This is a genomic window from Streptococcus sp. bf_0095 (genome assembly GCF_004166885.1).
In the GTDB taxonomy this organism is placed as follows: Bacteria; Bacillota; Bacilli; order Lactobacillales; family Streptococcaceae; genus Streptococcus.
Genome location: NZ_RCYU01000001.1, coordinates 153733 through 167831 on the forward strand (window position 1 = coordinate 153733; position 14099 = coordinate 167831).

The following is a 14099-nucleotide window of genomic DNA, read 5'->3' on the forward strand; positions in this document are numbered from 1 at the left end:
CATTCTAGACTAATTCTAGTAAATTATATCAAAAAAGTGCCTGAAAACCCAGTAAGAAGGCGGTTTTCAATCCTTGTAAAAGCATCCGTTAGAAAATGAATTTCAGGAAATGACGAACGTTTTCAAAAAAAACATAAAAAAGTATTGACAAGGCTTACGGAAACATTTACAATGGATTCAATTAGAAAAGTAATAAATGAAAATTTAATAGAGAGCTCACGGTTGGTGGAAGTGGGTAGTGGACATTTATGAAATTGGACTAATGATGAGATGAATTTGAAACAATAAAAATTCGGTCGGCACACCTTATCGTGCAACTTGTTGCTAGACAAGACAGAGACATGGGAGGAGTATATCCATTTTCCCATAAGTGAGGTGGCACCGCGATGACACGTCCTCACATAGCTATAGCTATGTGTGGGCGTGTTTTTGTTTCAAAAAGAAGGGAGAAAAGAAGATGAAGAAACGATGGCGACTCAGTCTTTAACAAAGATGCGAAAAAACGAAAAAATAAATAATTGAGGTAAAGAAAATGAAAAACAAACGTGTATTGGGAATGATTGGTGCTTTGCTAGCTATTATTTTAGTAGCAGTAGTCTATCCAATGTTAAACAATAAAAATGAAGCTAATAAAGCAGATGGAACTAAAAAGGTAAAAGTCGGTGTCTTGCAGTTGGTCAGCCACCCATCGCTAGACGAAATCTACAAGGGGATTCAAGATGGCTTGGCTGAAGAAGGCTATGACAAGGACAAGATTGAGATTGAATTCCTCAATGCAGAAGGGGACCAAAACAAGGTTGCTACCATGAGTAAGCAATTGGTCCAAAACAACAACGACGTTTTGATCGGAATCGCAACCCCATCTGCTCAAGGTTTGGCTAGTGCAACCAAGGACAAACCAATCGTCATGGGTGCTATCACAGACCCAGTCGGCGCTAACTTGGTCAAAGATTTGAAAAAACCAGGTGGCAATATCACAGGAGTATCTGACCACAACCCAACGGAACAACAGTTGAAATTGATCAAAGAGTTGACTCCAAACGTGAAAACAATCGGTGTCCTTTACTCAACCAGTGAAGATAATTCTAAAACGCAAGTAGAAGAATTTACAAAATTGGCTGAAAAAGCAGGCTACAAGGTGGTTCCTTATTCAGTCCCTTCTACAAATGAAATTGCTTCAACGGTTTCTGTCATGACTGGTAAAGTGGATGCTATCTGGGTTCCAATTGACAACACCATCGCTTCAGCCTTCTCAACGGTAGTCGAAGCAAACAAAACAGCTAAAAAACCAATCTTCCCAAGTGCGACAGCCATGGTCGAAGCTGGTGGTTTAGGCTCAGTCGTTGTCGATCAACACGATCTTGGAGTGGCAACTGGTAAAATGGCTGCGAAAATCTTGAAAGGTCAAAAACCAGGTGATACACCAGTCGAAATCTTCACAGATGGTAAATCTGTCATCAACAAAAAAGTGGCAGAAGAATTAGGCATTACCATTCCAGAATCTGTCTTGAAAGAAGCTGGACAAGTCATCGAATAAAAACAAACGGATAACAAGAACGGCAGAGGAATTTGGCTTTGGCAGGTCTTTAAATCCTGACCTTTAAAAATGTTCACCAGTGCCCAGGACCAGCTTATTTTACTCTTGGTAGAGGAGAAAGAATTGAAAATCAAAATAACAGATCTTCATCCGACCCAACTATATTTATCAGAAAAGAAGTTACATGATATCCAGATGCTTGATCAATCGGCGGAAATCATCAATGTGGATCCAATTAGTATTCTTGCGTTTGGAAATTGCTTCTTGATTACAAACGGGCATCACAGGGCTTATCAGTCTTTATTGGCAGGTCGGGATACGATTTCTGCTGAGTTTGATAAAGATGGTGGTGATGAAATTTATCATCTCTATGCGCAAGCTTGTGAGGAAAGAAAGATATCCTCTGTTTTGGATTTAAAACATCGTATCTTACCTCAAGATGAGTATGAAGCAAAATGGTATAACTGGTGTGATGGTTTTAACCAAGCAGCAACTCTTCTATTGAAAAGGAAAGCAGATGAAACAGACAAGGCAAATAAATAATGCCCTGGGTCTTGTTTCTTTGTCTATTGAAATTAGTCTCATCTAACTTGTTTTTTAACTAAAAATCTGCTAAACTAGATAGTAATTGAATAGAAATCTGCAAGACTAGTACCTCAAGGGAAGTGCAACAGGGAGAAGAGCCGTGACTGAAAGCTCTTTGCATGAAAGCTGAGTGAATTCACTTGCGCAAAAGATTTAGAAATTAAGGTCTGAGTTTCAGATAAAAAACGGATGGTACCGCGTGTCAACGCTCCGAATATGGGTGTGGCACGTGGTTTTTTCTATGTCTGAGTGAAGACCATGATGGAGGAAATATGTCAACGATTGAAGAACAACTAAAAGCGCTTCGGGAAGAAACGCTGGCAGCCTTGAAGCAGATCTCTGCTGAAAATAAAAAAGAGATGCAAGAGTTACGCGTCTCTGTCCTTGGGAAGAAAGGGTCGCTAACCGAGATCCTCAAAGGGATGAAAGATGTCTCTGCTGAGATGCGTCCGGTCATCGGGAAACATGTTAATGAAGCCCGTGATGTCTTGACTGCTGCCTTTGAAGAAACAGCCAAGCTCTTGGAAGAAAAGAAAGTTCAAGCTAAATTGGCTAGTGAAAGTATCGACGTGACCCTTCCTGGACGTCCAGTTGCAAGTGGTCACCGTCATGTCTTGACCCAAACCAGTGAAGAAATCGAAGATATCTTTATCGGGATGGGCTACCAAGTCGTAGATGGCTTTGAAGTCGAAAAAGACTACTACAACTTTGAACGCATGAACTTGCCAAAGGATCACCCGGCTCGTGATATGCAGGACACCTTCTACATCACAGAAGAAATCTTGCTTCGGACCCATACTTCGCCAGTTCAAGCGCGTGCCATGGATGCGCATGACTTTAGCAAGGGGCCTTTGAAGATGATCTCTCCAGGGCGTGTTTTCCGTCGGGATACAGATGATGCGACCCACAGTCACCAGTTCCATCAGATCGAAGGCTTGGTTGTTGGGAAGAACATTTCTATGGCAGACCTTCAAGGAACGCTTCAGTTGATCGTGCAGAAGATGTTTGGTGCAGAACGTCAAATCCGTCTGCGTCCTTCTTACTTCCCATTTACAGAGCCATCCGTTGAGGTCGATGTATCTTGCTTCAAATGTGGTGGAGCGGGATGTAATGTATGTAAGAAGACGGGTTGGATCGAAATCATGGGGGCCGGTATGGTTCACCCACGCGTGCTCGAGATGAGTGGTATTGATTCAACAGTCTATTCAGGATTTGCCTTCGGACTTGGTCAGGAGCGTGTAGCCATGCTTCGTTATGGAATCAATGATATCCGTGGCTTCTATCAAGGAGATGTTCGTTTCTCAGAACAGTTTAAATAATCATGTTAGTTAGAGTAAAAATCGATCAATTGCAGACCTTACGTGACCTAGAGGTGGAAACCTATCGGGAGACCTTTGGTCCCTATATTGTTGAGGAAGACTTGGAAGAGTACTTCTCTACGGTGCTCTCTTTGGAGCAAATCGAGAAAGATCTGTTAGATCCAGAATCCGAAACCTATTTTGTCCTCAATGAAGAACAAGAAATCTGTGGTTTTCTCAAGATCAACTGGGGGCAAGCGCAGACGGAGCCAGTAGAGATGGATAAGTCCTTTGAGATTCAACGGATCTATGTCAAAAAGGAATATCATGGAGCTGGTTTCGGTAAGGAAATGTTTACCTTTGCGCTGCATCAAGCGAAGAGCCGTGGCTTTGAGTGGGCCTGGCTAGGTGTCTGGGAACGCAATTTTAAGGCGCAAGATTTTTACTACCGCTTTGGATTTGAACGATTTAGTGAACACGAGTATCCTACCGGTGATACGGTTGATATTGACTGGTTGTTGAGAAAGAAATTGACCTAGAATGGACAAGAAACTTCTATTCTAGAGAAGGGGAGGTTATTAGACCTACCTAAGCCAGACTCGGGCTGGAAAACACAAAATGAAAGGATCTAAACGAGGGTCAAAGGAAATCTAGGAAAGTCATCTAGATTTCAGTAGAACCCTTGGTATCTTACATATGTTAGTTAGTTATAAATGGTTAAAAGAATTGGTGGACATTGATGTGCCATCACAAGAGTTGGCTGAAAAAATGTCAACCACAGGGATCGAGGTAGAAGGTGTGGAATCTCCAGCTGCTGGTCTCTCAAAAATTGTTGTCGGAGAAATCTTGTCTTGTGAAGATGTGCCCGAAACTCATTTGCATGTCTGCCAAGTCAATGTGGGTGAAGAAGAAGCTCGTCAAATTGTCTGTGGAGCACCAAATGTGCGTGCAGGCATCAAGGTTATGGTGGCTCTTCCGGGTGCCCGCATTGCGGATAACTATAAGATCAAAAAAGGGAAAATCCGTGGCTTAGAGTCACTAGGGATGATCTGCTCACTTGGTGAATTGGGCATTTCTGACTCTGTTGTACCGAAGGAATTCGCAGATGGTATCCAAATCTTGCCGGATGATGCAGTACTAGGTGAGGAAGTATTCTCTTACCTAGACTTGGATGATGAAATCATCGAACTTTCCATCACTCCAAACCGTGCAGACGCCCTTTCAATGCGTGGAGTGGCGCACGAAGTGGCAGCCATCTATGACAAGGCAGTCACCTTCAAAGAATTTACTTTAACAGAAACAGACCAAGCTGCAGCAGATGCTCTTTCAGTCAGCATTGACACAGACAAGGCACCTTACTATGCAGCTCGTATCTTGGATAATGTGACTATCGCACCAAGTCCACAATGGTTGCAAAACCTCCTCATGAACGAAGGCATCCGTCCGATTAACAATGTCGTTGACGTGACCAACTACATCTTGCTCTACTTTGGTCAGCCTATGCATGCCTTCGACTTGGATACCTTTGAAGGAAACGACATCCGTGTGCGTGAAGCGCGTGCTGGTGAAAAATTGGTGACCTTGGATGGGGAAGAACGTGACTTGGAAGTAACTGACCTGGTGATTACGGTTGCAGACAAACCAGTGGCCCTTGCAGGTGTCATGGGTGGTCAGGCTACAGAAATCTCTGAAAACTCTAGTCGTGTTGTCCTTGAAGCTGCTGTCTTCAATGGCAAATCTATCCGTAAGACCAGCGGTCGTCTCAATCTTCGTTCAGAATCATCTTCTCGCTTTGAAAAAGGGATCAATGTGGCAACCGTTAATGAAGCCCTTGATGCAGCAGCAAGCATGATTGCTGAATTGGCCGGTGCGACTGTTCGTAAAGGAATCGTTTCAGCAGGCCAGTTGGATACTTCGGATGTAGAAGTTTCTTCAACCCTTGCAGACGTTAACCGTGTCCTTGGTACAGAACTTTCCTACGCGGATGTAGAAGATGTCTTCCGTCGCCTTGGATTTGGCCTTTCTGGAAATGCAGATAGCTTCACAGTTAGCGTACCACGTCGCCGTTGGGATATCACCATCGAAGCGGACCTCTTTGAAGAAATCGCCCGTATCTATGGTTATGATCGCTTGCCAACCAGTCTTCCAAAAGACGATGGGACAGCCGGTGAATTGACTGCAACTCAAAAATTGCGTCGTAAAGTTCGTACCATTGCTGAAGGGGCAGGACTGACTGAAATCATCACCTATGCTTTGACAACTCCTGAAAAAGCGATTGAATTTACGCCTACACCAAGCAACTTAACTGAGCTCATGTGGCCAATGACTGTGGATCGTTCAGTCCTCCGTCAAAATATGGTTTCAGGTATTTTGGATACCGTTGCTTACAACGTGGCTCGTAAGAACAAAGACTTGGCCCTTTACGAGATTGGAAAAGTCTTCGAGCAAACAGGAAATCCAAAAGAAGAATTACCAAACGAAATCAATAGCTTTGCCTTTGCATTGACAGGTTTAGTTGCTGAAAAAGACTTCCAAACAGCTGCGGTTCCAGTTGATTTCTTCTATGCTAAGGGAATTTTGGAAGCTCTCTTTGCTCGTTTGGGTCTTGAAGCGACCTATACAGCAACCTCTGAAATCTCCAGCCTTCACCCAGGACGGACAGCCTTGATTTCACTCGGTGACCAAGTCCTTGGTTTCCTCGGTCAAGTGCATCCTGTAACGGCTAAGGCTTATGATATTCCAGAGACGTATGTAGCAGAACTTAACCTTTCAGCTATCGAAGCAGCCCTTCAACCAGCCGCTCCATTTGTGGAAATTACCAAGTTCCCAGCGGTGAGCCGTGATATCGCTCTTCTCCTCAAAGCAGAAGTGACCCACCAAGAGGTGGTCGATGCCATCCAAGCTGCGGGCGTGAAACGCTTGACAGACATCAAACTCTTTGACGTCTTCTCAGGTGAAAAACTGGGTGTCGGAATGAAGTCTATGGCCTACAGTCTGACCTTCCAAAATCCAGAAGATAGCTTGACAGACGAAGAAGTCGCACGCTACATGGAAAAAATCCAAGCTTCCCTTGAAGAAAAAGTAGACGCAGAAGTGCGGTAAATCGTAAAAATTTGAAACAGTTGAGAATTTCTCAGCTGTTTTTTTCTTACAGAATTTACTTGATATAGAGCTTAAAACCCTATAAAAATAAAGAAATTCCTTTAAGGACTCAAAATATCCATGTCAACCATCTTTCTATTTTTGACAAATATTTTTATTTTTTGACAAATATACTTGTCAAAAAGAAAAAGAAGTGTTACAATGATTTTAGTTGAAAGAAGGGGAGGTTTCTTATGGGAGCCATATGGATTCTTTTTATCCCTTTTCTGATTATGGTTTATGCGAGCTCAGAAAAGAAGATTAAAAGGTTGAACAAACGCATTAGACGATTAGAAAAACAAGTGAAAGGAAATCAAGACATGTCTAGAATTTTAGAAGAATTGAAAGGCCAAACGGCCACTGTTACAGTGAGTGGTGTTGGGTTCGAGTATGAAATTTTGGATATCGACGAAGATTGGGTCAAACTGACTCGTGTGAATAATAAACAACAAAGAGAGACAAAATTAGTTCGCATCGAAGATATTCAAGGTATTCAACTATAAGGGGGCGAAAGCCATGATCTTAAAAAATCGACTGAAAGAGCTGAGGGCGCGTGATGGGCTCAACCAATCCGAGCTAGCTAAGCTAGCAGGGGTCTCGCGCCAGTCCATCAGTCTCTTGGAGCGAGGGGAATACACCCCTTCGGTTATCATTGCTATCACCATCGCCCAGATTTTCAAGGAACCGGTGGAGAATGTTTTTAGTCTAGTAGAGGGAGAGGAATAAAAGTGAAAAAGAAGTTAAAAGAGAGGTCAGCCCGTTTTCGTTTTTGGAGAAATGTAGCCATGATCCTATTAGGTGTCATCATCGGCTTTTTGACAGGATATTTTGGTGCTGATCATCCTATTGAATTCCAAAAGTTATTTGATCGAGATATGCTCTATATAGGGTCAATCATTTTATATCTGGTGATTTTCGGGATTGCGTCTACTTATCTCTTCTCGTCCCGCCAGTCTTATCAGATGATGGAGGAGGCAGAAGATGAAGACGAAGCCTACCGTTATGAAAGCCAAACGAGAAGGATCTATGACTTGGCTACGATTTTTAAAGGCGTCATGATTGTTCCCTATCTACTAGTAATTTTCTTCTCTTGCCAAAAACTAGTCTATGAAGAAAAACTGACAGGTATCCTTGGAAAATACACCATCCCGCTTATTTTCCTCGGTTTGCTTCTCCTTACTTTTGGATTGGAACATCAGTTTCGGAAGACGTTTAAACAGATTTATGGAAAAGCGATTCCTCGCAATTCTAGCGGAGCAGAAGTCCGTGAATTAATAATGAGTATGATGGATGAAGCAGAAAAACAAATTTGCTACGAGGAGAACTTCGACATTGTTTTCAAGTTAAGCAATTATGTCTTACCGATTTCCTTAATGGCGATATTCTTAGTTGGGATTACATTCCAGACAGATATCTTGTTAGCATTAGTAGTTGTATCACTGATTTATGTCTATATCTTGGTCTCTCAGTACAAGATTACCAAACGTTACTATAAAGAGTAGAGGAGTTTTCTATGTTAGAAATCAGAAATTTAGAAAAGAGTTTTGGCAAGAAGCAAGTCTTGTTCGGGATTGACTTGACTGCGAAAAAAGGATCCATCTTAGGTTTGATCGGGAAGAACGGAGCAGGGAAGACCACCATCTTCCATAGTATCCTCCGCTTCCTTGATTACAGTGGCGATATCCAATTGGATGGCCAAGCAATCAGTCAAGAAACCTATAAGGAAATCGGCTACCTGCCAGAAGAGCGGAGCCTCATGCCTAAGTTGACTATCTACGAGCAAGTCCGTTACCTTGCTAATCTCAAAGGAATGTCAACTGCTGAGGTCAAGGAGAAGCTTCCAATTTGGATGGAAAAGCTCCAAGTAAAAGGGAAATTAACCGATAAGATTAAGAGCCTTTCAAAAGGGAATCAGCAAAAGGTTCAATTGATCATTACCATGATCCATGAACCAAAATTGATCATCTTGGATGAGCCGTTTAGTGGACTGGATCCTGTCAATACAGAAGTGCTCAAGCAGGTCATTTTTGAAGAAAAAGAGCGTGGTGCGACCATTATCTTCTCTGACCACGTCATGACCAATGTGGAAGAACTCTGTGATGAGTTGGTCATGATTCGTGATGGATCTGTGATTCTCTCAGGTCCCGTACAAGAAGTTCGCAATAGCTTCGGGAAGACTCGTCTCTTCGTATCCAATGACTTCAGTAAAGAGGAGTTGGAAGTGTTGCCTCACGTGACCAAGGTGACCATGACCAAGCAAGGCCTTTGGAAGTTGGTATTGGATGATGAAACAGCAGGTCCAGACCTCTTTGATCAGTTGACCAAGGGTCGCTATATTGCAACCTTTGACCAACAAGCCCCAACCATTGATGAAATCTTTAAACTAGAATCAGGAGTAGAAGTATGAAACAGATGCTGATTGTTATCAAAGAAACTTATTTACGCCAAGTGAAATCATGGAGTTTTTTCCTGATGGTTCTTTCTCCCTTTCTCTTCATTGGATTGACGATTGGATTGAACTACTTCGTTGGTTCTTCTACCTCTGCGAAAAGCAACATTGCCTTGATTACAGATCAAGCTCCTGTCAAGGAAGGCTTGAAAGGAACTGATGGCTTGACCTTTGACTATAAGGATGAAGCAGCAGCTAAGAAGGCCATGAAAGAGGAAGAAATCAAGGGAATCCTCACAGTTGAAGAAAAGGATGGCCAGCTAGAGGCTCGCTACCAGAGTGAGGATGCCATGAAGCCAGATTTCAAATCAGTCCTTATGGCTAAATTGAGTCAGGTCCAACAAATGCTCAATGTTTCTAAGGCGGACTTAAGCCAAGAGCAGTTAACAGCTCTTTCGCAACAGGTCTCATTGACTGAAAAAATTGATGAGAAGAAAGAAGGGCTAAAAATGGTGCAAACCATGGTAGCTGGAGGAATCGGTTTTCTTCTCTACATGATTCTGATCTTTTATTCAAGTATCACTGCTCAAGAGGTAGCTAGTGAAAAAGGAACCAAGATCATGGAAGTGGTCTTCTCAAGCATTCGTGCAACTCACTATTTCTATGCTCGCATGATTGGTCTTTTTGGAGTAATTTTTACCCATATTGGTATCTATGCAGTCGGCTTGGGAGGCGTTTGGATGTTTAGAGATTCCATTCCTCTTGTAAAAGATATTTTATCTCCAGACTCTCCTATCACTCAACATATTGGACAATCTATTTCCTTGAACACCTTCTTCTTTATCATTCTCGGAATATTCATGTACGTTGTTCTTTCAGCTTTCCTAGGCTCAACAGTTGCTCGTCCAGAAGATACAGGAAAGGCCCTCTCTCCTCTGATGATGTTAGTGATGGTTGGATTCTTTGGAGTGACTGCCTTGGGTAGCGCAGGAGATGTCCCTCTATTGAAGATTGGATCCTACATTCCATTCATTTCAACTTTCTTCATGCCATTCCGTACTATTAATGGCTATGCAAGTGGACTTGAATCATGGGGTTCATTCGGAATTGCCTTGACCTTCACGCTCCTCGGCACCATGATCATTGGAAAAATCTATTCTAGCCTCATCTTACAAACAGATGATCTAGGTTTGGTAAAAACAGTTAAAAAAGCTTTAAGCTATCGCTAAAAGAGGAGAGTGGGACAGAAATCGGTAATTCGTTAGAATTCGATTTCGTCGTCCCACCTCCGCACAGTTGAGTAGGGCTATAAAAGCTGATGAAATCAGCGTAGTAGAGCCCACTCAACCACTGCGTCTTGCTCGACAATCCAAAGACAATTGAGAGGCTAGGACTTTTTGTCCCAGTCTCTTTGCTTTGTGAAATCATTGCTGTTTGGTCCTGATTACTTTATAATGAAAGTAGAATGAAAAGGAGGCGGACATGAACTATATTGAGTTTGCTGAAAATGAGCGTCTATCCACGATTGTCCTTGGGATGATGCGGATCAGTCAGATGAGTGAAGATGAGGTGGAGGCCTTGGTGGAGGCTGCCCTGTCAATTGGGATCAACACTTTTGACCTAGCGGATATCTATGGCGATGGCCAGTGTGAGGTCCTGCTGGGTAAGGTTCTCACGCGCCGTCCGGATCTTCGGGATCAGATGTGGATCCAGTCCAAGTGTGGCATTCGCAAAGACGGCTTTACCTATTTTGATTTTTCTAAGGACTATATTTTGCACTCCGTCGATGGCATCCTCGAGCGCCTGCAGATCGAGCGCTTAGATAGTCTTCTCCTTCACAGACCGGATGCTCTCATGGAGCCTGAAGAAGTAGCAGCAGCTTTTGATCACTTGGAGCAAGCGGGCAAGGTCCGTCATTTTGGGGTGTCCAATCAAAATCCTATGATGATGGAATTGCTCAAAACGGCTGTCAAACAGCCTCTCAAGGTCAACCAGTTGCAGTTGAGTGCCGCCTTTACACCGAGCTTTGAAGCTGGTTTTCATGTCAATATGGAAGGGCCAAAAGCAGCCGTGCGAGATGGCAGTGTTTTTGAGTATTGTCGCTTAACAGATACGGTGATCCAAGCCTGGTCTGTCCTTCAGCATGGCTATTTCAAGGGGAATTTTGTCGGTAAGGAAGAGTTTGCGGCTCTCAATCATGTCCTTAATGACTTGGCGAAGAAATATCAGGTCACTCCGACAGCAATCGCCCTTGCTTGGGTCCTCCGCTATCCAGGGAAGATGCAGGCCGTCATCGGAACGACCAAACCCCAGCATGTCCTTGAAGCAGGGAAAGCAGCAGAAGTCACCTTGACTCGCAAGGAATGGTACCAAGTCTACCTGGCTGCAGGAAATGATTTGCCTTAGAATAGTTATTAGTAGACCAGCCCTCACTTGTATTAGTGGGCTGGTTTTTTGTCTTTTACTTTATAGATTTTTCTTGACAATTCTTTCTTTATTATGGTACTATTTTAGGAAACAAACGTTGCGCAACAAACGTTGCGCGAAAGGAGTCTTATGCCACCCAAGGTTAAATTTAGTAAAGAGACTATGATTGGGACAGCTTTACAATTGGTGAGAGAAGAGGGCCTGGCTAGTTTGACGGCTCGAGCATTAGCAGAGAAACTGGGAGCCACGCCAAGGGTCATTTTTGGGCAATTTGCTAATATGTCTGAGTTACAAGCAGAGGTTGTTGTTGCTGCGGAAATGGTAGTAGTGGAGTATATACGAAAGGCTTTAGAAGATGAGAAGCCTTTCCGTTCTGTCGGGATTGCTTATATCCTATTCGCCTCAAAAGAGCCCCAACTCTTTCAGTTGCTTTTCCAAAATCCTAGCAAAGATCCGATTGGTCGCTTTCAAGATTTTCTTCCCTTGAAGGATCATAGTTACCAATTGGTTCTGGATTCGATTGTCGCAGACTATACGTTGACGTTAGAGGAGGCTAGTCGCTTGTACCAGCATCTATTTATCTACTCACACGGGATGGCCTCTATGGTTGCTTCTGGTATTTATCAGTTCAGCATGGAAGAAGTGATTGGTTTATTGACAGAAGTTTGTCAATCTCTCATCAAAGAAATGGTAGGAAAGAAATGATTCAACTAGAAAATGTTCACAAAAGTTACGGCCAAACAAAGGTCTTAAAAGGGATTGATTTGCAGATTCAAGACCAGGATGATGTGGTGATCCTAGGTCCTTCTGGATCGGGCAAGTCAACTCTCTTAAACGTATTATCCGGATTAGAAAAGGTAGATGAGGGGCATATCCTCATCCAAGGACAGGATTTATCGCAACTCACGGATGCTCAATTGACAGCCTTTAGACGTGAGAAGATAGCCTTTATTTTCCAGCAATATTATTTATTGCCTAATCTGACGGTTAGACAGAATGTTAAGATGGGAGCTGACCTGGCGAGCAATCATGATTTTTTGCAGATCATCGAGGATTTGGGACTTGGCGATAAGCTGGACAAGTATCCGAGTGAATTGTCTGGTGGGGAACAGCAAAGAGTGTCTATTGCTCGGGCCTTGGCCAAAAAGCCAGAGATTCTTTTCTTAGATGAGCCGACGGGAGCTCTCGATGAAGAAACAGGGCGCAAGATTCTTGACTATATCTGGAAGTTGAAGGAAAAGCTAGGATTTACTCTAATCATGGTGACGCACAACCAAAATATTGCGGATATGGCGAGAACCATCATTCGTGTCAATAGTGGCAAGATTACTGAAGTGGTGACCAACGATCAGCCTCAGACTGCCTATGAGATTGGATGGTAAGCTATGTTTTCAGTAAAAGATATTCGAAAATTAGTTGTCGTCAGTATTATTGGGGCTTGTGCGGTCTTTGTGGCCAATCTCTTCTTGAATTTTTATCTGGATATCGAGCAGTTGGAGATTTCTAAAACCAATCCGATGATTACGACCTACTATGATGCCCAAGTTTCGCTATCTTGGATGGTGGCCATGGTCAGTGGAGTCGTCTTGTCCTTGACGTCGATCCTTCTCATGTGCTTTTATATTAAACAATTTGTCGATGACCACAAGGAACAATTAGGAATTTTAAAGGCCTTGGGTTATAGCAATGGCCAGTTGGCTAAACGATTTTGGGCCTTTGGACTCAGTTTTGGAGTTGGAGCGCTTCTTGGCTATTTCACTTCCTTTCTCATGATGGGACATTTTTATGACTTCCGCAACGAGAAGGGGATTTTACCAGAAATTACCATTCATTTTCATTGGCAACTCTTAGTTGCTTTGGTAATACTGCCAATGCTTTTCTTTATGGTTCTTGCGGTTGGCTATGCTAGAAGACAACTACAAACGCCGGCCCTTCGCTTATTGAAAAAATCTCCAACACCGATCAAGGTCAAAAGGAGAAAGAGGGCTCCTAAGAAAGAGAAATCCTTCCTAAAAGAGTTGTCTTCGTCGCTGATGTGGGGTAGAAAATCGATCTTGTTTTTTGTAGTCTTTGGCTCCATGTGTTTCGCGGCCATGGTTCAATTGTCCTTTGGACTAAGGGACTACACAGATGACATCATCCAAGCTATGATGATTATGATTGGCTTGATCCTTTCTTTCTCTATTCTCTTTTTGTCATTGGGGATTGTGATCTCAGAAAGTTGTGAAACCTTGGCCTTGATGAAGGCTTTTGGCTACACCGATCGTGAATGCCAAAGTCATATTCTCGCTCCCTATCGTTTCTGGGCCTATCTAGGATTCCTTCTTGGGACGGCTTATCAATACGGCATCATGGAAATTTTGATTGGTGTGATCAAAGACACGGTTCCTGAAAAGATTGAGCACAACTTTGATGGGAACGTGTGCTTTTGGGCGTTGATCGGATTTGCGGTGATTTATGAAAGCCTCTTTTATCTCTCCAACAGAAAACTCCAAAAACAAACCATCAAAGAAGTGATCTTAGCTGAATAAAATAAATAGAAAGAGGCTGGGACAAAAGTCCTAGCCTCTCAATTGTCTTTGGGTTGTCGAGCAAGACGCAGTGGTTGAGTGGGCTCTACTACGCTGATTTCATCAGCTTTTACAGCCCTACTCAACTGTGCGGAGGTGGGACGACGAAATCGAATTCTAACGAATGACCGATTTCTGTCCCACTCTCTTTT

Annotated in this window: 14 protein-coding genes and 1 other annotated feature; all 14 genes read left to right on the plus strand. The window is 43.0% G+C overall.

Features of this window, described 5'->3' with window-relative positions; genetic code table 11:
• The first annotated feature begins 167 nt into the window (after positions 1 to 167).
• Positions 168 to 402: a binding site (T-box leader), on the plus strand.
• A gap of 130 nt (positions 403 to 532) precedes the next feature.
• The 14 genes from trpX to EAI95_RS00885 all read left to right on the plus strand — a co-directional run bounded on the left by trpX (position 533) and on the right by EAI95_RS00885 (position 13908).
• The gene (trpX, locus tag EAI95_RS00815) at positions 533 to 1537 is read left to right on the plus strand and encodes a tryptophan ABC transporter substrate-binding protein (protein WP_048714894.1); all 1005 of its coding nucleotides are present in this window, start codon (positions 533 to 535) and stop codon (positions 1535 to 1537) included.
• Positions 1538 to 1660: 123 nt separating this feature from the next.
• Complete coding sequence (locus EAI95_RS00820; RefSeq protein WP_048714892.1) at positions 1661 to 2080, plus strand: hypothetical protein; 420 nt, start codon at positions 1661 to 1663, stop codon at positions 2078 to 2080.
• A 314-nt stretch (positions 2081 to 2394) separates the two neighbouring features.
• Positions 2395 to 3441: a phenylalanine--tRNA ligase subunit alpha gene (pheS, locus tag EAI95_RS00825; RefSeq protein ID WP_023023788.1), complete on the plus strand. Its 1047-nt coding sequence runs from the start codon at positions 2395 to 2397 to the stop codon at positions 3439 to 3441.
• A 2-nt stretch (positions 3442 to 3443) separates the two neighbouring features.
• Entirely contained in the window at positions 3444 to 3959 is a 516-nt protein-coding gene (locus EAI95_RS00830; RefSeq protein ID WP_125374297.1) for a GNAT family N-acetyltransferase, read from the plus strand.
• Between the two features lie 157 nt (positions 3960 to 4116).
• A complete protein-coding gene (gene pheT, locus EAI95_RS00835; RefSeq protein ID WP_129821912.1) occupies positions 4117 to 6522 on the plus strand; it encodes a phenylalanine--tRNA ligase subunit beta in 2406 nt (801 codons plus the stop codon).
• Positions 6523 to 6755: 233 nt separating this feature from the next.
• Positions 6756 to 7064 (plus strand): hypothetical protein, encoded by a 309-nt coding sequence (locus EAI95_RS00840; protein WP_061455075.1) that lies wholly within the window; start codon positions 6756 to 6758, stop codon positions 7062 to 7064.
• A gap of 13 nt (positions 7065 to 7077) precedes the next feature.
• Positions 7078 to 7287 (plus strand): helix-turn-helix transcriptional regulator, encoded by a 210-nt coding sequence (locus EAI95_RS00845; protein ID WP_003002675.1) that lies wholly within the window; start codon positions 7078 to 7080, stop codon positions 7285 to 7287.
• A gap of 2 nt (positions 7288 to 7289) precedes the next feature.
• On the plus strand, positions 7290 to 8063 hold the full coding sequence (locus EAI95_RS00850) for a DUF3169 family protein (RefSeq protein WP_129821913.1): 774 nt from the start codon (positions 7290 to 7292) through the stop codon (positions 8061 to 8063).
• Positions 8064 to 8074: 11 nt separating this feature from the next.
• Positions 8075 to 8968: an ABC transporter ATP-binding protein gene (locus tag EAI95_RS00855; RefSeq protein WP_129821914.1), complete on the plus strand. Its 894-nt coding sequence runs from the start codon at positions 8075 to 8077 to the stop codon at positions 8966 to 8968.
• A complete protein-coding gene (locus EAI95_RS00860; RefSeq protein WP_129821915.1) occupies positions 8965 to 10179 on the plus strand; it encodes an ABC transporter permease in 1215 nt (404 codons plus the stop codon). The genes EAI95_RS00855 and EAI95_RS00860 overlap by 4 nt, the downstream gene beginning before the upstream one ends.
• A gap of 253 nt (positions 10180 to 10432) precedes the next feature.
• Complete coding sequence (locus tag EAI95_RS00870) at positions 10433 to 11356, plus strand: aldo/keto reductase (RefSeq protein WP_129821916.1); 924 nt, start codon at positions 10433 to 10435, stop codon at positions 11354 to 11356.
• A 150-nt stretch (positions 11357 to 11506) separates the two neighbouring features.
• Positions 11507 to 12082 carry a TetR family transcriptional regulator gene (locus tag EAI95_RS00875; protein ID WP_023027046.1) on the plus strand — a complete coding sequence of 192 codons (576 nt, stop codon included), beginning with the start codon at positions 11507 to 11509 and terminating at the stop codon, positions 12080 to 12082.
• On the plus strand, positions 12079 to 12759 hold the full coding sequence (locus EAI95_RS00880; protein ID WP_023027045.1) for an ABC transporter ATP-binding protein: 681 nt from the start codon (positions 12079 to 12081) through the stop codon (positions 12757 to 12759). Before EAI95_RS00875 ends, EAI95_RS00880 begins: the two co-directional genes overlap by 4 nt.
• A 3-nt stretch (positions 12760 to 12762) precedes the next feature.
• A complete protein-coding gene (locus EAI95_RS00885) occupies positions 12763 to 13908 on the plus strand; it encodes an ABC transporter permease (protein ID WP_023027044.1) in 1146 nt (381 codons plus the stop codon).
• Positions 13909 to 14099 lie beyond the last annotated feature (191 nt).

What these genes read in the sequence shown, in the direction of transcription:
- EAI95_RS00860 (WP_129821915.1), top strand. Translation starts at nt 8,965, where the DNA reads ATGAAACAGATGCTGATTGTTATCAAAGAAACTTATTTACGCCAAGTG.
- EAI95_RS00845 (WP_003002675.1), top strand. Translation starts at nt 7,078, where the DNA reads ATGATCTTAAAAAATCGACTGAAAGAGCTGAGGGCGCGTGATGGGCTC.
- EAI95_RS00840 (WP_061455075.1), top strand. Translation starts at nt 6,756, where the DNA reads ATGGGAGCCATATGGATTCTTTTTATCCCTTTTCTGATTATGGTTTAT.
- EAI95_RS00830 (WP_125374297.1), top strand. Translation starts at nt 3,444, where the DNA reads ATGTTAGTTAGAGTAAAAATCGATCAATTGCAGACCTTACGTGACCTA.
- EAI95_RS00870 (WP_129821916.1), top strand. Translation starts at nt 10,433, where the DNA reads ATGAACTATATTGAGTTTGCTGAAAATGAGCGTCTATCCACGATTGTC.
- trpX (WP_048714894.1), top strand. Translation starts at nt 533, where the DNA reads ATGAAAAACAAACGTGTATTGGGAATGATTGGTGCTTTGCTAGCTATT.
- EAI95_RS00885 (WP_023027044.1), top strand. Translation starts at nt 12,763, where the DNA reads ATGTTTTCAGTAAAAGATATTCGAAAATTAGTTGTCGTCAGTATTATT.
- EAI95_RS00855 (WP_129821914.1), top strand. Translation starts at nt 8,075, where the DNA reads ATGTTAGAAATCAGAAATTTAGAAAAGAGTTTTGGCAAGAAGCAAGTC.
- EAI95_RS00875 (WP_023027046.1), top strand. Translation starts at nt 11,507, where the DNA reads ATGCCACCCAAGGTTAAATTTAGTAAAGAGACTATGATTGGGACAGCT.
- EAI95_RS00880 (WP_023027045.1), top strand. Translation starts at nt 12,079, where the DNA reads ATGATTCAACTAGAAAATGTTCACAAAAGTTACGGCCAAACAAAGGTC.
- pheT (WP_129821912.1), top strand. Translation starts at nt 4,117, where the DNA reads ATGTTAGTTAGTTATAAATGGTTAAAAGAATTGGTGGACATTGATGTG.
- pheS (WP_023023788.1), top strand. Translation starts at nt 2,395, where the DNA reads ATGTCAACGATTGAAGAACAACTAAAAGCGCTTCGGGAAGAAACGCTG.